Origin of the sequence: Dactylosporangium sp. CA-152071, assembly GCF_050936335.1 — a bacterium.
GTDB lineage: Bacteria > Actinomycetota > Actinomycetes > Mycobacteriales > Micromonosporaceae > Dactylosporangium > Dactylosporangium maewongense.
Genome location: NZ_JBNJMZ010000001.1, coordinates 1,379,878 through 1,399,989 on the forward strand (window position 1 = coordinate 1,379,878; position 20,112 = coordinate 1,399,989).

A 20,112-nucleotide genomic window follows, 5' to 3' on the forward strand; every position below is an offset into this window, starting at 1 on the left:
CGGGAAGCCAGGGAGCACACCCAGGAAGGCGACAGGAGGCACGCCATGCACGCCAAGGACATCATGAGCCGGCCCGTCCACACGGTGCGGGCGGACGAACCCGTCGCCGGCGCGGTGGCCCTGCTCGAACGCGAGCAGATCACGGCCGCGCCGGTGGTCGACGCGCACGGCAGGCTGGTCGGCTCGATCAGCGAACGGGACCTGCTCCGCCGGTCCGCCGGACCGGCGGCACCCGGGGCGGACACGCCGGGCACCCGGGTGGAGGACGTCATGTCCGGGCTGCCGGTGGCCGGCTGGCCCGACGCCGACGTCGCCGACATCGCCAAGGTCATGGTCGACCAGGGCGTCCACAGCGTGCCGATCGTGATCGACGAGCACGTCATCGGCATCGTCAGCCGGTGCGACGTGCTCCGCACGATCATGCCCACCGACGACACGGCGATGCGCGAGGCGCAACGACGGCTGACGGAGTACGCCGGCGGTCAGCGTCGCTGGACGGTCGCCGTCACCGGTGGCACGGCGGTGGTCAGCGGCCGCTTCGACAGCGGCACCGAACGCGACATCGCGATGGCGCTCGTGCGCACCACGCCCGGCATCGACACGGTCACCACCGCCGACGAGGAGACGTGATCCGCAGGGCACGGGGCCTCAAAGGGCCCTGCGGACGGGACGTCAGCCGTCCACCATGAGTTCGCCGACGACCTCGACGGTCTCGGCGGCCGGCCTCCTCGGCGAGTGCGGCGGGAGGGCTCCCGGGCCGGGGACGCCGATCCGGACGCCGATGACGGGATGGGCGACGTCGCCGAGCATGCGGCGCAGCAGGTCCCGGGCACTGCGGACCTCCACGAGGTCGCTCATCGCGGAGGTGGCCAGCCGTTCGGCGGTCGCGGTGAGCAGCACGGCGGACAGCGCCTCACCCGCGACGAGCCAGGCCGCCGGCTCGTCCACGTCGGTGACGATCACGCCGTACGAGGCGGCGCGGTCCACCGGTTCGGCACCGCTGTAGATGCTCGGGCCCTCGTCGACACCGGTGAAGTCGCGGATCGGCACCGGCCGCGCGCCCACTGCCGCGGTGGTGTCGTGCGGCACCCCGTCGCCGGCAGCCAGACGCGCCCCGGTCCACCTGTCGAGCTCGGCCCGGTACGCCGGGTCGGCCCGCTCGGCGGCGGCGGCGTGACCGGCGGCGACGGCCACCGCGGTGAGATCCTGCGGCCGGACGAGGTGCATGTCGGCGCCGGCGTGGCGGGCCGCGGCGCGCAGCCGGTCGGCGATGTGCTCCGGCACGGGGCGGACGTCGAACGGCCGCCGGTCGGTCCGCCTGGCCTGGATCGCATGCCGGAGCCGTTGTGCGGGCGACGACGGTTGCAGGCGGCCGGCGTACCGCAGCGTCGCCAGCAGGTCCGGGTCGTCGTCGCGGGGCAGCCGGTCGACGACCACGGCCGCGCCCTCGGCCGCCAGCGCGACGCACGCGTGGTGCAGCGCGGCCCCGCAGCTGACCGTCAGCAGCCGGCCCTCCGGATCGATGGGGTCCAGCTGCCGGCGCCGGTCCGCGCGGAGCACGGCGACGTCGTGCTCGATGCGCCAGCGCCAGGGCTGGGTGTTCCAGATGGACGGTGCGCGCAGCGCGGTCACGGCCGCACGCGCCAGGATCCGGCTGACCGCCTCCACGCGGATCGCCGCGTCGGGCTCGGTGTGTCGTACCGTTACCATGACGAACTCCTTCCCGGCCTCATCGTCCAGATCCTTGCGCCGCACCGGTTCCGGCGACGTTCACCGCGCGTCGGCCGGCTCCGGCGACGACTCCGGCACGGGCACGATGCCGTGGTAGACGGGGCACTCCGGCTCGCATCCGCCGTGCACCATGTCGGCCAGCGCGCGCTCCGCCCCCATGCACGTGTCCTCGACGTAGTCCAGCGCGACCTCACCGGCGAGCTGCCGCGCCTTCGGGCTGGCGATGCCCTCCTGCAGCCAGACCGCCCCGGCACCGGCCGCGGCCGCCTCCCGGACCAGACCCTCGGCCTCCTCCGCCGGCCGGAACACCTGCACCACGTCGATGTGCTCCGGGACGTCGGCGAGCCGTGCGTACGCGTGCTCGCCGAACAGGACCGTGGCGTGCGGATTGACCGGGACGATGTGCCAGCCCTGCTCCTGCAGCATCTTCGGCACCCAGTGCCCGGGCTTCTGCGGGTCGCGGGACGCTCCCACCACCGCGATCGTGTGCGCGCCGGCGAGTATCTGCCGTGGTGTACGCATCGTGATCAGCTCCTCGCTGTGACGATGACCGGCGACACCTCCACTGTGCCACCGGCTCGGGACGCTGTTCGGTGCCGAACGGCCTGCTTCTCTGCGACCGCCGGCCCGGGCGGGGGTGCGGGCGGCTGTCACGCTGACGCCGAATGCACGGCGCCCGGCACGGGTGCGGCGTGCTCCTGGACGGTGCCGTGCGCGATGAGCGCGGGACAGGCCATGTCGCGCAGGACCCGGTGCATCACCGAGGGGCTCGGCGGCTGGTCGGGATCCGCCGGGCTGCGGGTGCCGAACACCATGAGCATCGCCCACTGCGAGGCGAGGGTCAGGGCCTCGACCGGGTCGCCGGGCTCGCTGCGCAGCTCCATCTCGACGAGAGGGTGCCGCGCGCGCCACGGCTCGGCCGCCGCCACGAGCGCCTCGTGGACGGCCGACTCGTCGCTGCTCAGGCACGGCCCGTGGTGCCGGCCTTCCCCGTGGTGCCGGCCGTGCAGCCACAGCTCGGGATGCTGCCAGACCTGGATGACGACGAGTCGCTGGCCGCGGTCGGCGGCCTCCTCGAACGCGAGGCGGAGCGCCCGGCGGGCCGGGTCCGACCCGTCGAAGCCGGCCACCACCGGGCCTGTCTGCGGCAGGACCGTGAACGGATCGGCCCAGCGTCGTGCCGCGTGGACCGCGAGCACCGGGCACTCCGCCCCCAGGCAGAGCTGGTCACACACCGAGCCGAGCGGGTCGGCCATGTTGTTGCCGCCGCCGTGGCTCGCCACGACGAGCAGCCGGGCCTGCCGCGTATGGCTGCGCAGCACCTCGACCGGGGCGCCGACCTCCGTCACCCCGGCCGCGCAGACACCGGGTCGCCATCGCAGCGCCTCGTCCGCCGCCCGGACGGCGATGTCGGCGCTGCCCGGCGGCACGTCACCGGCCCGCAGGGCCGGGTCGATCGCATGGACGACGAGCAGCTCCCGGTTGTGCCGGCAGGCCTCGTCCGCCGCCCACCGCAGCGCACCGAGGCTGTCGGCCGAACCGTCGACGCCGGCCACCACGGGTCCGTACCGGTAGCCCAATGTCGGCCTCCCTCCACGTCCCCCGAAGTCCCCCGAACCTCCACGTCCCCCGAAGTCCCCCGAACACGTGCGTCCGGAGCCGGGCGGACCGCCGGCCGTGCCCGGCCCCCACGACGACGGGCGGCGATGCGGTGCCGCCACCACGTCGTCGGTGACCTGCCGCGCCGCCTGGACCGGCCCTGCCGGGGGCGCGCCGGTGCCGCAGTCGCGGCTGCCAGCACCCGCACCACGTGCGGCGCTCGGGTCCAGCATGATCTCACCGCGGCGCTCTGTGCCAGCACGCCGGACACGAATCATCCGCATCAGGTGATCGATGCCGCGATCACCGTCGATCCGGAAGGGCAGGGGGTGCCGCGTCGGCTCCCGCCGGCGGGCCGACCTGCCCGGCGCGACAGGACCAACGCCTCGTGCGGCCCGCGGCCACGGCGACGAGGCTGGACGCCAGAACCACGACAGCACGGCGGCCAGTCGGCCGGTGCGGCGACGATCGGAGATGACCGGCGATGCGCTGGCGACTCGATGCCGGGACGACGGAGACCCTGCTGCGCGCCGCCGTCGCCGCGCCCTCCATCCACAACACCCAACCGTGGCGGTTCCACACCCACGACGACGTGATCGACGTGCGCACCGACCCGGCGCGCCGGCTGCGGGTCGTCGACCGCGACCACCGCGCGATGCTGCTCAGCGTCGGCGCCGCCGTGTTCAACCTGCGCCTGGCCATGGCGCTGGACGGGTGGCTGCCGGTGCTGCGGCCGTTTCCCGCCGACGGCCTGACCGTGGCCCGGATCGAGCCGGGCAGGTCCGGCGCCCCCGGGCCCGGCCTGCGCGCGCTCGGCACGGCGCTCTTCCGGCGGCACACGAACCGCGGACCGTACGCCCGGGCCGTCGTCCCGGCACGCGTCATCGACGAGCTGCGGGCGGCGGCAGCCGCGGAGGGTGCCGAGCTGACCGTGCTGGACCGGGTGCGGCGCGAGGCGCTGCTGACGCTCACCGCCGCGGCCGACGCCGCCCAGCGCCGCGACCCCGCGTACCGCCGGGAGCTGGCCACCTGGACGGCCGGCGGTCCCGGCCGCCGCGACGGCATACCGGCGGAGCTCACCGGCCCGCGCGACGTGCACGGCTGGCTGCCGGCACGGGACTTCGGGCTGCTGTCGGCGGACCCGGGCCGCCCGGCCGCCGTGTTCGAGCCCCACCCGCAGCTCGTCGTGCTCAGCAGCCGCGCCGACGGCCGCACCGCCCGCGTGCGGGCCGGCCAGGCCATGCAGCGGGTCCTGCTCAGCGCCACGGTGCGCGGCGTCGCCGCCCAGCCGATGACCCAGGCGCTGGAGATCCCCCGGCTGCGCCGCGCCATCGCGGACCCCGCCGACCCGTGGGCCCCGCAGATGATCCTGCGCATCGGCTACGGCATGCCGGTGCCCGCGAGCCCGCGCCGGGACTGGTCCGAGGTCGTCGTGGTGGCGGGCGCGCCCACCACCGCGGTGTGACGCCGCTGTCGCCGGCGCCTGCCTACGGTGGCCTTGCCGGCCTACAGCACCGTGGAGGAATCCGATGACACTGGCGACCGTGGCCCGGGCGATCGGCCGCGAATCCGTGCACCATTCCCGATGGAGCGACCTGTCCACCCGCGACCGGGCGGCGCTCGTGGTGGGGACGGCCGCGGAGATCACGCTCACCGCGATCGCCGCCGCCGACCTGTACCGGCGCCCCGCGTCGCAGGTCCAGGGGCTGAAGGCGCTGTGGTGGCCCGCGCTCGCGATCCAGCCGGCGGGCCCGCTGCTGTACCTCCTCGTCGGGCGGCGGCCGGACGAGCACGAGACGCGCCGCGGCCGGGCCCGGCGGCCCTGACCCGGCGACCCTGACACCGGGCCCCGCCGGACCACCGCCCCGGTGTCAGGACGCCGGGCCGCCGACCGGCTCGTCGTCGTCGGCAGGAGGGCGCACCCGGGCGTCAGGGCCCGGGAAGACCAGCGCCTCATGGCCCGTGTCGAGCCAGCGCACCCTGTACGGCGGCGTGTGATCGGCGTGGCCGACCTCGGTGATGACACCGATCCGCCGGCTGTCGCCCAGGTGGGTGCCCTCGACGATCAGCCGGTCTCCGATGTTCGCCTGCATGATCCGTTCCTCCTCCGCTCGTCCCGCGAGCGGTCCCGCGGGGTCGGGGGTCTCCCTCTCGATCAACCGTGCGCCGCGCGCCACGCCGTTGCCAGGGTCTTCATGCTCTTCCGGTCGCCGCGTTGCCGTGGGCGGTCGAGGAGACGGCGGCACGCCGGCCATCTGCCACGTGCGGCGCGACGGCGCGCCGGGCAGGGCCCCAAGCGCGTGGCGGTCCGGGCCGCGCGGCCCACGGCGGGCGGGACCTTCTCCGGTGCCGCCGACCGTCCGCCGCGGTAAGGATTGAGGTACGACACCCGCTGCCGGGCACAGGTCACGACGAGCGGAATGCCAAGGACGGCGACGAGGGCCGCCAGGTTCGCCATCACCAAGATGGTCACCGCACCGGGCTCCCCAACAGCGGGTGTCGTTTCGCGCCGGCCACCCGGACGTCCGACACGAAGCGCCGGCGCAGGACGACGGAACGCCGAAACGGCCCGGGGATCCGTGGAAGGAGACGCGTGATGGAGCACAAGCATGACGTCGTCGTCGGTGTCGACGGCTCACCGGAGAGCCTGGCGGCCGTGGACTGGGCCGCCTGGGACTCCGCGCGCCGGGGCCGCCGGCTGCACATCATCCACGCGTACGCGTGGCCCGTCGCCCACCCGTCGCTGGGCGCCCGCCGGACACCCGCGCTGGACGAGCTCGTCCGGCACGCCGCCGACACCGTCGTCGACACCGCCGTGGCCCGCGCGCGCACCGTCGCATCCCAGCTGCCGATCACCACCGATACGCCGATCGAGCCGGCCGCTGCCGCGCTGGTCCACGCCTCCGGGTGGGCCGGCACCGTCGTCGTCGGCAGCCGCGGCCTGGGCGGATTCGGCGGCCTGCTGCTCGGATCCGTCGGCGCGCAGGTGGCCGCGCACGCCGCCGGCCCGGTCGTCGTGGTCCGCCAAGGCGAGCCCGCCGACGCCGTCGAGGCGGGCCGGGTCCTCGTCGGCGTCGACGGGTCCCACGACGCCGAGCACGCGATGCGGTTCGCGTTCGAGCAGGCCTCGTTCCGCGGGGTCGGGCTGACCGCGGTGCACACGTACCGCTGGCCCGAGTCCACCGGCCCCGGCGACATGCTGCCGCTCGTCTACGACACCGAGGACCTGCTCGACGACGAGCGGCGGGCCCTGGCGGAGTCGGTCTGCGGCTGGGCCGACAAGTACCCGGACGTCGACGTGCGCCGCCGCACGGTGCGCGGCGGTGCCGCGTCGGTCCTCAGGCGGCTGTCCCACGGCGCGGAGCTGATGGTCGTCGGCTCGCGCGGCCGCGGCGGCTTCACCGGGCTGCTGCTGGGCTCGGTCAGCCAGGCGTTGATCCACCACGCCGCCTGCCCGGTCGCGGTGGTGCGGTAGCCCGGCCGGGCCTCGCAGTCAGGTAGGGCGGTCAGGTAGGCGGGACCAGGACGGCGGCGCCGTTGACCCGGTCGGCGGCGAGGTCGGCGAGGGCCTCGTCCGCCGCCCCCAGGGGGTACTCCGTGATGCTCACCCGCAGCGGATGCTCCTGCGCGAACGCCAGGAAGTCGCGGCCGTCCTGGCGGGTGTTGGCGGTGACGCTGCGCAGCGTCCGCTCCTGGAACAGGTGGTCGGCGTACCGCAGGACCGGGATGTCGGTGAGGTGGATGCCGGCCACCGCGAGCGTGCCACCGCGGTCCAGCGCCGACAGCGCGACCGGCACCAGGTCGCCCACGGGCGCGAACAGGATCGCGGCGTCCAGCGGCTCCGGCGGCCGGCCGGCGGCGTCGCCCGCGGACGCGGCGCCGAGGTCCAGGGCCAGCTGCTGCGCCTGCGCCGAGCGGGTCAGCACGTGGACCCTCGCGCCCTGCGCGATCGCGACCTGCGCCGCCAGGTGCGCCGACGCGCCGAACCCGTACAGGCCCAGGCGGCCTCCCGGGGGAAGCTCCGCCCGGCGCAGCGCGCGGAAGCCGATGATCCCGGCGCACAGCAGCGGGGCGGCATGGGCGTCGTCGTAGCGCGGCGGCAGCCGGTAGACGAACGCCGCCGGCGCCACGCAGTGCTCGGCGAAGCCGCCGTCGGCGTGCCAGCCGGTGTACCGCGAGGACGGGCACAGGTTCTCCGCCCCCGCGCGGCAGTAGACGCAGGCGCCGCAGGTGTGGCGCAGCCACGCCACCCCCACCCGCTCACCCACCCGCAGGTCGCCGGCGTCCGGCCCCAACCGCTCGACGTCGCCGACGACCTCGTGGCCGGGCACCACACCGGGCCGTAACGGCGGGAGGTCGCCTTCGGCCAGGTGCAGATCGGTGCGGCAGACCGCGCACGCGCGGACGCGCACGAGGACCTCGCCCGGCCCCGGCTCCGGTACCGGCGCCGAATCCATCCGCAGGGGACGCTGCTGGATGGGTCCCGGCCGCTCGACCCGCCACGTGGTCATCCGTCGCACCCGGCCTTCCTGCCCGCCCGGACGCCCACCATGCACGCACCGCGGTCCCCGTCGTCCGTTGCCGCCGGGCCCTGGCCGGCCACGCACCCGGCGCGGATGGTTGGTGGTGGGGACAGCGGTGGCGGTGCGCGCCGCCCGCGACGCCGGCCGGACACGTCCGCGCGATCCGCCGTCCCGGCGACGGCGCAGGAGCGATCTTATGGAGCTGCCATGTCCACGTCATCCGTCCCGGCCGCCGCTGTCGTCGCCGGCGTCGACGGCTCCGCCGGCAGCATGCGGGCCGTGTGGTGGGCCGCCGCCGACGCCGCCCGGCGGCACCGGCCGCTGCACCTGCTGCACGCGCACGACTGGCCCGACCTGGTGTACCCGCCCGTGGGGTTCGCGCTGCCGGTCGCCTACGAGACCGACGTGCGGGCGACGGCGGCCCGGGTGCTCGCCGACGCCGTCGTGGTGGCCCGTGACGTCGGCGCCGACCTGCGGATCACCACCGAGTTCACGACCCGGCTGTGCGTGCCGGCGATGCTGGCCGCCTCTCGGCTGGCGTCGCTCGTCGTCGTCGGCAGCCGCGGCCTCGGCGGCTTCGCCGCCCTGCTGGTCGGCTCGACGGGAGTCGAGCTCGCCGGGCACGCCGCCTGCCCGGTGGTGATCGTCCGGGAGGTCGACCTTGCCGACGGGCCGCACGCCGGCCGGGTCGTCGTCGGTGTCGACGGCTCGCACGGCGCCGACCTCGCGCTCGGCCTCGCGTTCGAGCAGGCGGCGTTCCGGCGGGCCGGGCTGACCGTGGTCACCGCGGTCCAGTGGCACGTCGCCGGGCAGAGGGACGGGGTCGCCCCGCCGGTGCACGGCGAGCAGGCCGAGCTGCTCAGTGCGCGCCGGGTGCTCGCCGAGGCGATCGCCGGATGGCAGGAGAAGTACCCGCAGGTCGACGTCCAGCTCGAGGCCGTCGCCGGACGCGCCGGCGGCGTGCTCGTCGACGCCTCGGCCGCCGCCGAGCTGCTGGTCGTCGGTGCCCGCGGGCACGGCGGCTTCACCGGGCTGCTGCTCGGCTCGGCCGGCCAGGCCGCCGTCCACCACGCACACTGCCCGGTCGTCGTCGTCCGCCCGCCGAGGTGACGCGGCGGCCACCCGACTGTCAGGAGGGCCCGCGATGACGAAACGCGCCCTGGTCTGTTACGACGGTTCCGCCGCCGCGAACGCCGCGCTGCGGGCCGGCACGCAACTGCTGCCGGACGCGCACGCCTGGATCGCGTACCTGTGGACGCCACCGTTCGCCGAGGAGGGCCTCCGCCGGCGGTTGTGGGCCGGCCGGGACCACATCGAGGAGTTCGTCGAGGCGCTGCGCGGGGAGGGCGCGTGGCGGGCCGAACAGGTCGTCGTCACCGGGGTCACGATCGCCCGGACCGCGGGCTGGCGCGCCGAGGCCCTCACCCGGCCCACCGAGGGCGGCGAGGGGTTCGAGCTGGCCAGGACCGCCGCCGCCCTGGAGCCCGACGTGGTCCTCATCGGCTCCCGTGGCCTCGACGGCTTCCGCGCGGTCCTCGGCAGCGTCTCCGACGTCCTCGTGCACTACAGCCCGAAGCCGGTGCTGGTCGTGCCGTATCCCATGCTCATGCGGGACGCCGCGGCGGTCCCGGGCGGACCGGTCGTCGTCGGCTGGGACGGCTCCCCGGGCGCCTCGGCCGCGGTCGTGGCCGCCGACCGGCTGCTGCCGGAGCGGGAGGTGGTGCTCGTGTCGGTGCACGACAGGGCCGAGGAGTGGCCGTCGACCCCGCCGCCGGACGGGAGCCGGTCCGTCAAACCGGTCCTGGTCCGGCCGGGGAACGGAGCACCGGGCCACGCCATCGCCGACGCCCTCGGCGGGTACGCGGCGGACCGGTCGGCGGCACTGGTCGTCGTCGGCTCGCGGGGGCGCTCTGCGGCGCAGGAGATCATGCTCGGCAGCGTGGCGATGGCCACCCTGCACCACGCCCACCGGCCGGTGCTGGTCGTCCCGCGGCCCCACGGTGCGCCCGCCGGTACACCGGCGGGGCGAGGCGCCGCCTGAGGCACCGCACCCATCCGCCGGGTGGCGCCGCCAGGATCGGGTACCAGGGTCTGCGGGCGGTCAGGGCCGGTCGGCGCATGCGCCGGTGTCGCCGCCCGCGGTGGACGGGACCATCGGCCCTTCCGGCCGGCACGGCGGTGGACGACCGTTGAAGACACCGCCGCACATCGTGAGGAGGCCGTCATGACCACCATCCAACGGCCGGTGATCGTCGGCGTCGACGGCTCGCCGGCCGCGTTCGGCGCGGTCCGCTGGGCCGCCGACGAGGCGGTCCGGCTCCGCCTGCCGCTGCGCATCACGCACGCCCTCGGCGTCCCCGGCCCTCCGGAGGAGATCACCGACGAGCAGGGCCTGGTCCTGAACGCCGCGGTCGAGGCCCGCCGGTGGTATCCGGGCCTGCACGTGACGACGTCGACGTGGTTCGGGCAGCCCGCGCACGCGCTGCGCGAGCAGTCCCGGCACGCCGAGCTGGTCGTCGTCGGCAGCCGCGGGCACGGCGGCTTCCACTCGCTGCTGGTCGGCTCCGTCGGCGTGCAGCTCGCCGGTTACGCGTACTGCCCGGTCCTCGTGGTGCACCACGCCGAGCGCTGGTCCGGGCCGGAGGCGCAGCTGCCGTCCCACGGGCCGGTCGTCGTCGGCACCGACGGGTCCGCCGGCGGCCTGCTGGCGCTGGAGGCGGCGTTCGGCGAGGCGTCGGCCCGCCGGGTGCCGCTGGTCGCGGTGCGCGTGTGGCAGCCGCCGGCGAGCCGCCTGGCCCGCCGCCCCGACCCGGACAAGCTGGCCGCCGAGCTCGACGCCGACCTGGAGCGGCTGCGGGCGAAGGACCCCGCCGTCGAGGCCGAGGCGCGGGTGCGGCAGGGCGTGCCGGTGCCGGTGCTGCTGGACGAGGCGCGGAACGCGCTGATGATCGTGCTCGGGGCGCGGGGGCACGGTGGCTTCACCGGGCTGCATCTCGGTGCGGTCGCCCAGCACGTGCTCGAGCACGCGGACTCGCCGGTCCTCATCGCCCGGCACTGACGGCACCACGCGCCGCCGGGCGGGGCCGGAGGTCCCGCCCGGCGAGGAGACCCCGGCCCTGTCCGGCCGGACCGTCACGAAGGAGGACTGCGATGGACGCACAGCGGATCGTCGTCGGATTCGACGGGTCGGGCGAGGCCCGGGCCGCCGTCGACTGGGCCGTGGACGAGGCCGAGCGGACCGGGTCGCGCATGCACATCGTGTACGCCTACCAGCTCGCCTGGCCCGGCGGGGAGTACGCGGGACCGGCCGGGGAGATGGCCGCCGAGGCGCAGGAGCGCGGCGACGCGTTGATCGCCGAGATCGTGGAGCATCTCCGCCGGCGCGGCACCGGCGTCAGCATCGACGGCACGGCGGTCCATGCCGCGCCGTCACCGACCCTGCTCGAGCTCGGTGACGCGGGCGCCCGCCTGATCGTGGTCGGCAACCGTGGCGGCGGCGGGCTCACCCACCTGCTGCTCGGGTCGGTCAGCCAGCAGGTCGCCACGCACGCGCGCACCCCGGTCGTCGTGGTGCGCGGCCGGGCCGCGGCCGGCGGCCCGGTGGTGGCCGGCGTCGACGGCTCCCCCAGCTCCGACGCCGCGCTGGGTGTCGCGTTCGAGGCGGCGCGGCTGCGCGGCACCGGCGTGCTCGCCGTCCGTGCCTACCTGCCACCCATGGTCACCTCCCTGCCGTACGCCATGATCGAGGCGACGGAACAGCAGCTGCTGGAGGCGGCGGTGGCCGGCTGGCGGGAGAAGTACCCGGCCGTCGCGCTGGAGACCCGGCTCGTCAACGGCCGGACGGCCCAGGCGCTGCTGGACGCCTCCGGCACCGCCCAGCTGGTCGCCGTCGGCAGCCGCGGGCACGGCGGGTTCGCCGGCCTGCTCCTCGGCTCCGTCGGCCAGCACCTGATGCACCACGCCGCGTGCCCGGTGCTGATCGTCCACGCGCCGGCCGCCCCTTGAGCACACCGGCAGCGTGCGGCCCGGCCCGGGGTCAGCCGCGGACGAGGTCGGCGGCGGCGCGCAGCTGCCCGACCGGTGCCGGGCGGGCCAGGTGGTACCCCTGCGCGTACCGGCAACCGAGGCCCACAAGCTCGGCGAGCTGCTCGGCGTCCTCGACGCCCTCGGCGACGACCCGCAGGCCGAGGGTGTGCCCGAGCTGCACGACGGCGGCGAGCAGGCCCCGGTGGCGGTCGCTGCCGACGAGCCCTTCGAGGAACGACCGGTCGATCTTCAGCACGTCGGCGGGGATGTCCCGGAGGTAGCCCAGGGACGAGTACCCGGTGCCGAAGTCGTCGATGGCGATGCGCACGCCCGTCGACCGCAGCCGCTCCAGCCGCGGCGCGGTGCCCGCCACGTCGCGCATGAGAGTGGTCTCGGTGACCTCCAGGACCAGCGCCTCGGGGCGCAGGCCCGTCTCGCGCAGCGTCCGCGTGACGAGGTCCGGCAGGTCGGGGCTGTCCAGCAGGGCGGCGGAGATGTTGACGGTGATCCAGTCGGGGGCGCCCGCGGCGTCGTCGTCCTGCCACGCGCGCAGGGTCAGGCAGCTCTCCCGCAGCATCCACCGGTCGATGTCGGTGATGAGCCCGGCATTCTCGGCGAGGGGCAGGAACGTGCCCGGCGCCCGCAGCCCGGCCGCGGGGTCCTGCCACCGCACGAGCGCCTCGACGCCCTCGGTGCGGCCGGCGAGCGTCTCGACGATCGGCTGCAGGTGCAGGCGTCGTGCACCGCCGCGGTCAGCGTCGCGACCCGCCGCGTCACCGACGACGCGAGCAGCCCGCCGACCAGGAGCACGAGCAGCACACCGGAGCCGCAGACGACGGCGATCGTCAGCTGCGCCCGGCCGGTGGAGGCGACCATCTCGTCGTAGAGGGGGGTGTACTCGAGGATCACCGCGCCGAGTGTCACGTCGTCGCGGCCGACGAGCGGGACGACGACCTGTTTGATGCCGGCCGGGTGGTCGTCGCTGACCTCGACGAAGGTCCGCGGCACCCGGTCGCGGATCGTGGCGCCGACCTGGTCCGCGGTGTCATGGTCGAAGGTGGTGCCGACGTGGTCCGGGACCGCGCCGCCGAGCACCACCTGACGGCGGTCGACGACGACGATGTCGCGGCCCTGCAGGTCGCGCAGCCGCCGCAGGTAGGCGTCGAGCCACTCAGGTCTGTCGTACAGCGGGCCGGGGTCCTGCTCCCCGGCGGAGTCAGGTGGCAGCCCGAACGCGACGTCCCTGGCCACCCCGAACGCGACGTGCTCGGCCTCGGTGATCGCCGCGCGGCGCGCGGACCCGACGTCGACCCGCCAGGCCACCACACCGACGAGCGCCACCAGGAGCGCGACCAGCAGGTACCCACCGACCAGCTTGCGCCGCAGGGTCACTGCCATCCTCCAGGAGTCAGTCGTCAACCGCACTATCGGCCGCCGGACCCCGGGCCTGAAGACTTGCCCCGCCACGCGTCCCCGAACGACCCGGCCGGCGACAGGGCCGTAGGTCCTGCCATCGGAGGGCTCGCGGCTCTACCTGGGACCGGCCGGGGCACGTTGTCTGGAGGCGGAGACCACCACACGACGGTTGAGGTGAGATCGATGATCACCGCGCACGATCTGCTCGTCGAGCATCCGTTCATGGCCGGAGTGCCGGACCGGTTCCTGGAGCGCATGGCGCACTATTCGCACCGCGTGACGGTCCGCGCGGGCACCCGGCTCTTCAGCGAAGGCGGCAGGGCCGACAAGTTCTGGCTCATCCGTGACGGGCTGGTGAGTCTCGACACGCGCCTGCCCGGCCGCGGCGACGTCGTCGTGGAGACCATCGGCGCCGGGCAGGTGGTCGGCTGGTCGTGGCTGTTCCCGCCGTACCGCTGGCACTTCGGCGCCACGGCCGACACGCCCGTCCTGGCGATCTGCTTCGAGGCCGCGGGCGTCCGCGCGATGTGCGCCGACGAGCCGGAGCTCGGCTACGAGCTGACCCGGCGCCTGATCGAGGTGGTCGTCGCGCGGATGCAGGCGACCCGGCTGCGGATGCTCGACCTGTACCGGGAAACAACGCCGACGCGGTGACCCCCGCCTCGCGGCCAGGCCGCCGCGGTGCCGGAACACACAGGTTTGTGGCAGACGCGCGGGTACCGTTGGAATGGTCACGCCTTCACCCCAGCACGACGGCCCGCTCAGCTTCCCCGGTCGACCCGGCGGTCACCGAGGATCGCCGGCGTCGCGGCACCGCTGTTGGTGACACGTTCGCGGGCAGGGCCGCCACGGCCCAGGCGCCCGCCTTCCGTCCGAGATCGACGCGAGCGCCCGGACCGTGGCCCGGGCGCGGGGCCGTCGGAGGTGACGCGTCGCCCCGCGACGCGACGAACGACCGGACTGGAGGAGATCATGACCACGACCAAGCACTGGACGGTGGACCTGCTGATCGGTGAGACCGAGGGGGAAACCCACGCCGAGGCCCGGCTGCACGCCAACGACGACAGCCACCAACTCGGCGTCGGCCGGGCCCGCCTCAACCCCGCCGACGAGAACGTGCCGGAGATCGGTGACGAGCTCGCCGTCGCCCGTGCGCTCAACGACCTCGGCCACCAGCTGCTGCTCTCGGCGGCGGCCGACATCCAGGCCATCACCGACGAGCGCGTGCGGCTGCTGGCCTGACCGCGCCCGCCCACACCGGCCGGACCGGCAGGCCGCCGGTCCGGCAGCCCGATGCCGACATGCGCCCGACCCGGGCGCTCACTGGGAGGCCCGGGTCGGGGGGGTTGGGGGTGCGGGTGACGGTCAGGCGCTGACGAGCGCCTGGTCGGGGACCGCGAAGCCCTTGGTCCCGGGGGTCGCGGCGGCGTGGACGAGACCGGCGGCGCCGAGCAGGAGCAGCAGGCCGGCGGCGAAGTACGCGACGAGCGCGGCCTGGCCGGCCTTGGCGCCGAACTCGCTGAAGCCGTACGAGGTGAGCAGCAGGCCGCGCAGGGTCTCGCCCTTGAACACGGTCTCGCGGGCCGTGTTGGCGTCGGTCAGCTGCTTCTGCAGGTCGGCGGCGGCCGGGTCGTCCTTCGGCAGCGCGGCGATCTTCGCCTTCAGGTCAGCCTGGACGTCACCCATCTGGGCGTAGGTCTTGCCGCCCGCGATCGACTTGAGGTGCAGGCCGATGAACTCGTTGGCGTAGCACTCCGCCTGCTTGCCGGTGGTCAGCTGCTGACCGGCGTACTTGACCAGGCAGGCCGACTCCTTCTCCTCCGCCGTCAGGGTCGCCGCCGGCTTGAAGGAGATCTGTTGCTGGCCGAGCTGGTCCTTGACGTAGTCGTTGGCGAAGTTCGCGTTGCTGGTCAGCACCAGGCCGGCCACCAGCAACAGCCCTGCCAGGACGACGAGGCCGAGACCGACGAGGATGTCGAGCGTCTTGCGCTTCATGGCGTGCCCTCCGGGGCCTTGGAAAGTGCGTCGATGTGATGGCATCAGCCTGTGGCACTGGCACCGGCCCGCCACAGAGCACAACCACCCACATCGACGGGACCTACGTCCCGGGGCACCGCGGGACCTCCGGCCGGTCGATGCCGAAGGGCCGGTTCAGTGCCGAAGGGCCGGTTCAGTGCCGAGGGGCTGGTTTCTGTGCCGAAGGGCTGGGGGGCCTGGGACTTTCGGCCCGCCCGCGCGGGTGGCCACCGGGTGACAATGAAGCCATGATTCGGGTGTATCTGCTCGACGACCACGAAGTCGTCCGGTTCGGCCTGCGCGAGATGCTCGAGCGGGAGGGTGACATCGAGGTCGTCGGCGAGTCCGGGTCCGCCGTCGACGCGACGCACCGCATTCCCGCGCTGCGGCCCGACGTCGCCGTGCTCGACGGGCGCCTGCCCGACGGCAGCGGCATCGACGTCTGCCGCGACGTCCGCTCCGTCGACCCGTCCATCAAGGCACTGATCCTCACCTCGTACGACGACGACGAGGCCCTGTTCGCCGCGATCATGGCCGGCGCGTCGGGCTACGTGCTGAAGCAGATCCACGGCACCGACCTCATCGACGGCATCCGCCGGGTCGCCGCCGGCCAGTCGCTGCTGGACCCGGCCGTCACCGCCCGGGTGCTGGAGCGCATCCGCAAGGGCCCGGAGCAGCCCGATGAGCTCAAGAACCTCACCGACCAGGAGCGCAAGATCCTGCTGCACGTGGCGGAAGGCCTGACCAACCGGGAGATCGCCGAGCGGATGTTCCTGGCGGAGAAGACGGTGAAGAACTACGTCTCCAGCCTGCTGGCGAAGCTCGGGCTGGAGCGGCGCACCCAGGCGGCGGTGCTGGCCTCGCGCCTGCTCGGCAAGCACTGACGGCAAAACACTGACGGCAACCACTGGCCCAGACAATTGCACCGGTGCGCCGCTACCGGAACGCACCGGTTTTCGGCTGCTGCCGCTGGGCGCCACCCCTTGACCGGACCGACTCGCCCTCCGCGCCGGCCGCCATGATCAGGAACCAGCCCACCAGCGCCGTCCAGAGACCGTCGACCAGGCCGAAGATCACCACTTCGACCAGCCCGGCGAGGATCAGCGTCACGCCCAGCGCGTGACCGACCCGGACGGCGGTCAGCGCGGCCCGCGCACGGTCGCCGTGCCACCACCACAGCGCGGCCCGCAGCACCCGGCCGCCGTCGAGCGGGGCACCGGGCAGCAGGTTGAAGACGGCGAGCACCAGGTTGATCGTCGTCAGCCAGAGCAGCACGACGACGACGGCGACCGGCCCGCCGGCGGCCGACAGCAGCACCGCGACGGACCCGAACCCCACCGCCGCCGCGACGCTCGTCAGCGGGCCGGCACCGGCCACCAGGAGGTCGGCCCGCGCGCTGGGCGGCTCGTCGCGGAACTCGGCCATGCCGCCGAGCAGCCAGAGCGTCAGCCGCTCGACCCGGATGCCGAAGTGCCGGCCCACCAGGGCGTGCGCGAGCTCGTGGGCGAGCAGCGACAGCAGCATCAGCAGGGCACCGGCGGCGCCGAACAGCCAGGCGACCGGCCTGGGGGTGCCCGGCGCATCGGCCGGCAGGACGGCGGTGGCGAGGCTCCGCGCCAGCAGCACCATGATGACCAGCACCGACCAGTGGACGCCGATCGGGATTCCCGCGACGCGTCCGAGCCGCAGCGTCTGTTTCATGTCACACCTGCCCCCGGTGGACGGTGCCGCGGAGCGAGCGGGATGGCGCGGTTCCGCCGTTCCCCGGCACCTCAAGTCTCGCGCGCCGCGGCGCCGGAGCACGGCGGCGGAAGTCCCGGTGCCATCGGTCCTCGTGCCACCCGGGTCCGGGACTTTCGGCATGGTGCCGGTCGGGCCCTTCAGCACTGCCCGGCCCGGCCGGCAGGCGGCAGGCTCGGCACCGTGCCGCCACGTCCGCGGCGGCGGAAGGGAACGTGCGCCCATGCGGGTTACGGGGACCGGCCACGCCGGCATGCTGATCGAGACACCGGCCGGCACCATCCTGTGCGACCCGTGGGTGAACCCGGCGTTCCTCGCCTCCTGGTTCCCGTTCCCCGACAACTCCGGTCTCGACTGGGACCGGCTCGGCCGCTGCGACTACCTCTACGTGTCGCACCTGCACCGGGACCACTTCGACGCGGAGCACCTGCGCCGGCACGTGTCGAAGTCGGCGACGGTACTGCTGCCCGAGTACCCGACCAGCGACCTGGAGGACGAGCTGCGGGCGCTCGGGTTCCGGTCGTTCCTGCGGACCCGCAGCGGCGAGCCGGTGGCCCTGGACGGCGGGCTCAACGTCATGATCCAGGCGCTCGTGTCGCCGACGGACGGCCCGATCGGCGACTCGTCGATCTGGGTCGAGCACGACGGCGTGCGGCTGCTCAACCAGAACGACGCCCGCCCCCGCGACCTGACCGAGTTCGCGCGGCTCGGTCGCGTGCACGCGCACCTGCTGCAGTTCTCCGGCGCCATCTGGTACCCGATGGTCTACGAGCTGCCCGCCGCCGCGAAGCGCGCCTTCGGCAAGCAGAAGCGGGAGCGCCAGTTCGACCGGACGATGCGGTACATCGAGGAGCTCGACGCCGGCTGGGTCTTCCCGATCGCCGGGCCGCCCTGCTTCCTCGACGACGAGCTGTGGGGCGTCAACGACCTGTTCGGCGACGAGGGCAACATCTTCCCCGACCAGCAGGACTTCATCGACCACTACGAGCGTCTCGGCCGCACCAACGGCGTGGTCCTGCTGCCCGGCAGCACGGCCACGATCACCCCTGACGCGTGCGAGGTCGGGCACCCCGTCGGGGACGTCCGCGCGTTCTTCGCCGACAAGGCGGGCTACCTGCGCGACTACCAGCGGCGGCAGCGCCCGGTGATCGAGGCCGCCAGGGCGGCATGGCCGCACCCGGAGGTCGACGTGCTCGCGGAGCTGGTCCGCCGGGTGCAGCCGCTGATGGCCGCGAGCGAGCACATCGCCGCCGGCATCGGCGGGCCGGTCCGCTTCGACCTGACCGACGACGCCGACGTCGTGGTGCAGAGCGTCGTCTTCGACTTCACGGCCCGCGAGGTGCGCGCCGCCGGTGACGAGCGGGCCCGGTACCGCTTCCGCACCCGCCGCGGCCTGATCGAGCACCTGCTGGCGACCGGTGAGACCGACTGGGTCAACAGCCTGTTCCTGTCCTGCCGCTTCTCCGCCGCCCGGGTCGGCCAGTACAACGAGTACGTCTACACCTTCTTCAAGTGCCTCAGCGAGGAGCGGCTGCGCTACGCCGAGGCGTGGTACGCCGGCCGGACCAGCGACGGCGAGGAGATCGTCATCGGCGACTGGGCGGTGCAGGGTCACTGCCCGCACCTGAAGGCCAACCTGGAACGCTTCGGCAAGCTCGACGGCACCGTGCTGACGTGCCAGATGCACGGCTGGAAGTTCGACCTGCCCACCGGCCGGTGCGTGACGAGCGCGGGCCACCCCATCCGCGCCCGGCGGATCGACCGGGCGTGATGGCCGGCCCTGGCGCTCAGCCGGCGCCAGGGCGGGTCACTGCGGCAGGAGCAGCAGCTCGACCGGTTCGCCGGGACGCCACGCGGGTGGCACGACGGCGAGCGCGTCGGCGAGGGCCGCGGCGCCGAGGTGGCCGGGCCGGGCGCCGTCGACCACGCTCGGCGCGGCGCCGTCCCAGCGGACCGGCACGATGCTGGTCGCGGTGGCGTGCACCCGTGGATCGCCGTCCAGGCACACCCTGGGCAGGGCCGGCAGCGTCCGGCCCGCGAGGCCGGCGAGCAGCGGCTGCAGCAGCGTGCACGCGGCGACCATGGCCGCGTACGGGTTGCCGGGGAGCCCGACGAGCCAGTGCCCGGCGCGCGAGGCGAGCACCTGCGGGTGGCCGGGCCGGCAGTCGACGCCGTCGACGTGGATCGTCGCGCCGGCGGTGGTGAGCACGTCGTGGAGGGCGTCGGCCGGGCCGACCGACGACGCGCCGCCGACCACGGTGACGTCGACGTCGCTCAGCGACCGTTCGACGGCGGCGGCCGTGACGGCCGCCGGGTGGTCCGGTGTCCATCGCACGTCGACCAGGTCGGCGGACCAGGCCCGCAGCAGCGCCGTCAGGGTGGGCCCGATCGCGTCGCGCACCTGGCCGTGGGCCGGGGTGCCGGCCGTGACGATCTCGTCGCCGGTGAGCAGCAGGCGGACGGTCGGTGCGCGCCGGACGGTGACGACGTCCACGCCGACGCTCGCGGCGAGCCCCAGCGCGGCGGCGGTCAGCACCGACCCCGCGGGCAGGACGGGCCGCCCGGCGGTGACGTACTCCCCCGCCCGCCGGATGTGGCGCTTGCCGGCACCGTCGCCGGACGCGGACACGACCACGCCGTGGCGGGCGACCACCTCGTAGGGCACGACCCGGTCGGCACCCGACGGGACCGGCGCGCCGGTGGCGATCTCGACCGCCTCGCCGGGCGCGAGCGGCGCCGCGCCCGGGCCGCCGGCCAGGACGCCGCCGACGACCCGCCACGGACCGTCGCCACGGACCGCGTAGCCGTCCATGGCCGCGTTGTCGAAGCCCGGCAGGTCCACGGCCGCGGCGAGCGGCCGGGCCAGGGTGCGGCCGGCCGCGCCCGTCAGCGGCACCTCGACGAGGCCCAGCGGCTCCGCCACGCGGTGCGCCAGCGCGCGGGCGGCCGCCCACGGGGTCCCGCCGGCGTGGCGCTGCGGGTGGTGCGGGCGGGTGACTGCCGCGGTCATGTCATCCACCGTATCCGGACATGTCGCCCGTTCCTCGCCGAAAGGTCGCTT

The 20,112-nt window shown here is 75.0% G+C and carries 20 protein-coding genes and 1 pseudogene; 12 read left to right on the forward strand and 9 right to left on the reverse strand.

Annotated features, from left to right (window positions below):
* Positions 1–45: 45 nt before the first annotated feature.
* On the forward strand, positions 46–630 hold the full coding sequence (locus ACQEVZ_RS05700) for a CBS domain-containing protein (RefSeq protein WP_433362235.1): 585 nt from the start codon (positions 46–48) through the stop codon (positions 628–630).
* A 42-nt stretch (positions 631–672) separates the two neighbouring features.
* Here the strand turns inward: ACQEVZ_RS05700 and ACQEVZ_RS05705 are convergent, their stop codons facing one another.
* The 3 genes and pseudogenes from ACQEVZ_RS05705 to ACQEVZ_RS05715 all read right to left on the reverse strand — a co-directional run bounded on the left by ACQEVZ_RS05705 (position 673) and on the right by ACQEVZ_RS05715 (position 3,311).
* Positions 673–1,710, reverse strand: a complete 1,038-nt coding sequence (locus ACQEVZ_RS05705; protein ID WP_433362238.1) for an Acg family FMN-binding oxidoreductase — start codon at positions 1,708–1,710, stop codon at positions 673–675.
* 138 nt (positions 1,711–1,848) lie between these two features.
* Positions 1,849–2,253, reverse strand: a pseudogene (locus tag ACQEVZ_RS05710) (CoA-binding protein); the annotation flags it as partial.
* Between the two features lie 128 nt (positions 2,254–2,381).
* The gene (locus tag ACQEVZ_RS05715; protein ID WP_433362241.1) at positions 2,382–3,311 is read right to left on the reverse strand and encodes a universal stress protein; all 930 of its coding nucleotides are present in this window, start codon (positions 3,309–3,311) and stop codon (positions 2,382–2,384) included.
* Between the two features lie 503 nt (positions 3,312–3,814).
* On the opposite strand from ACQEVZ_RS05715, the gene ACQEVZ_RS05720 reads away from it, so the two are divergent.
* Entirely contained in the window at positions 3,815–4,795 is a 981-nt protein-coding gene (locus ACQEVZ_RS05720; protein ID WP_433362244.1) for an Acg family FMN-binding oxidoreductase, read from the forward strand.
* A 64-nt stretch (positions 4,796–4,859) separates the two neighbouring features.
* Positions 4,860–5,156, forward strand: a complete 297-nt coding sequence (locus ACQEVZ_RS05725) for a PLDc N-terminal domain-containing protein (RefSeq protein ID WP_433362247.1) — start codon at positions 4,860–4,862, stop codon at positions 5,154–5,156.
* A 45-nt stretch (positions 5,157–5,201) separates the two neighbouring features.
* Here ACQEVZ_RS05725 and ACQEVZ_RS05730 read toward each other — a convergent pair whose 3' ends face one another.
* A complete protein-coding gene (locus ACQEVZ_RS05730) occupies positions 5,202–5,423 on the reverse strand; it encodes a DUF1918 domain-containing protein (protein ID WP_344505852.1) in 222 nt (73 codons plus the stop codon).
* A gap of 503 nt (positions 5,424–5,926) precedes the next feature.
* Here ACQEVZ_RS05730 and ACQEVZ_RS05735 point away from each other — a divergent pair.
* A complete protein-coding gene (locus tag ACQEVZ_RS05735) occupies positions 5,927–6,805 on the forward strand; it encodes a universal stress protein (RefSeq protein ID WP_433362250.1) in 879 nt (292 codons plus the stop codon).
* A gap of 31 nt (positions 6,806–6,836) precedes the next feature.
* Here ACQEVZ_RS05735 and ACQEVZ_RS05740 read toward each other — a convergent pair whose 3' ends face one another.
* Positions 6,837–7,841 carry a zinc-dependent alcohol dehydrogenase family protein gene (locus ACQEVZ_RS05740; RefSeq protein ID WP_433362253.1) on the reverse strand — a complete coding sequence of 335 codons (1,005 nt, stop codon included), beginning with the start codon at positions 7,839–7,841 and terminating at the stop codon, positions 6,837–6,839.
* 219 nt (positions 7,842–8,060) lie between these two features.
* On the opposite strand from ACQEVZ_RS05740, the gene ACQEVZ_RS05745 reads away from it, so the two are divergent.
* The 4 genes from ACQEVZ_RS05745 (at position 8,061) to ACQEVZ_RS05760 (ending at position 11,858) form a co-directional block, all read left to right on the forward strand.
* A complete protein-coding gene (locus ACQEVZ_RS05745) occupies positions 8,061–8,963 on the forward strand; it encodes a universal stress protein (protein WP_433362256.1) in 903 nt (300 codons plus the stop codon).
* 34 nt (positions 8,964–8,997) lie between these two features.
* Positions 8,998–9,894: a universal stress protein gene (locus ACQEVZ_RS05750; RefSeq protein WP_433362259.1), complete on the forward strand. Its 897-nt coding sequence runs from the start codon at positions 8,998–9,000 to the stop codon at positions 9,892–9,894.
* A gap of 183 nt (positions 9,895–10,077) precedes the next feature.
* Positions 10,078–10,911: a universal stress protein gene (locus ACQEVZ_RS05755; RefSeq protein WP_433362262.1), complete on the forward strand. Its 834-nt coding sequence runs from the start codon at positions 10,078–10,080 to the stop codon at positions 10,909–10,911.
* Positions 10,912–11,003: 92 nt separating this feature from the next.
* On the forward strand, positions 11,004–11,858 hold the full coding sequence (locus ACQEVZ_RS05760; RefSeq protein ID WP_433362265.1) for a universal stress protein: 855 nt from the start codon (positions 11,004–11,006) through the stop codon (positions 11,856–11,858).
* A gap of 31 nt (positions 11,859–11,889) precedes the next feature.
* Here ACQEVZ_RS05760 and ACQEVZ_RS05765 read toward each other — a convergent pair whose 3' ends face one another.
* Positions 11,890–12,711 (reverse strand): EAL domain-containing protein, encoded by an 822-nt coding sequence (locus tag ACQEVZ_RS05765; protein ID WP_433376631.1) that lies wholly within the window; start codon positions 12,709–12,711, stop codon positions 11,890–11,892.
* 767 nt (positions 12,712–13,478) lie between these two features.
* Between ACQEVZ_RS05765 and ACQEVZ_RS05770 the strand changes: the two genes are divergently transcribed.
* A complete protein-coding gene (locus ACQEVZ_RS05770) occupies positions 13,479–13,949 on the forward strand; it encodes a Crp/Fnr family transcriptional regulator (RefSeq protein WP_344505860.1) in 471 nt (156 codons plus the stop codon).
* Positions 13,950–14,267: 318 nt separating this feature from the next.
* On the forward strand, positions 14,268–14,537 hold the full coding sequence (locus ACQEVZ_RS05775) for a DUF1876 domain-containing protein (protein ID WP_360569168.1): 270 nt from the start codon (positions 14,268–14,270) through the stop codon (positions 14,535–14,537).
* Positions 14,538–14,660: 123 nt separating this feature from the next.
* Here the strand turns inward: ACQEVZ_RS05775 and ACQEVZ_RS05780 are convergent, their stop codons facing one another.
* Entirely contained in the window at positions 14,661–15,290 is a 630-nt protein-coding gene (locus ACQEVZ_RS05780) for a hypothetical protein (RefSeq protein ID WP_354904243.1), read from the reverse strand.
* Between the two features lie 269 nt (positions 15,291–15,559).
* Here ACQEVZ_RS05780 and ACQEVZ_RS05785 point away from each other — a divergent pair, with 269 nt between their 5' ends.
* Complete coding sequence (locus ACQEVZ_RS05785; protein ID WP_344505863.1) at positions 15,560–16,195, forward strand: response regulator transcription factor; 636 nt, start codon at positions 15,560–15,562, stop codon at positions 16,193–16,195.
* A gap of 52 nt (positions 16,196–16,247) precedes the next feature.
* Here the strand turns inward: ACQEVZ_RS05785 and ACQEVZ_RS05790 are convergent, their stop codons facing one another.
* Entirely contained in the window at positions 16,248–17,012 is a 765-nt protein-coding gene (locus ACQEVZ_RS05790) for a site-2 protease family protein (protein WP_433362271.1), read from the reverse strand.
* A 262-nt stretch (positions 17,013–17,274) separates the two neighbouring features.
* Here ACQEVZ_RS05790 and ACQEVZ_RS05795 point away from each other — a divergent pair, with 262 nt between their 5' ends.
* Entirely contained in the window at positions 17,275–18,822 is a 1,548-nt protein-coding gene (locus ACQEVZ_RS05795) for a Rieske 2Fe-2S domain-containing protein (protein WP_433362274.1), read from the forward strand.
* A 36-nt stretch (positions 18,823–18,858) separates the two neighbouring features.
* On the opposite strand, the gene ACQEVZ_RS05800 is transcribed toward ACQEVZ_RS05795, so the two are convergent.
* Complete coding sequence (locus ACQEVZ_RS05800; RefSeq protein ID WP_433362276.1) at positions 18,859–20,061, reverse strand: molybdopterin molybdotransferase MoeA; 1,203 nt, start codon at positions 20,059–20,061, stop codon at positions 18,859–18,861.
* Between the last annotated feature and the right edge of the window lie 51 nt (positions 20,062–20,112).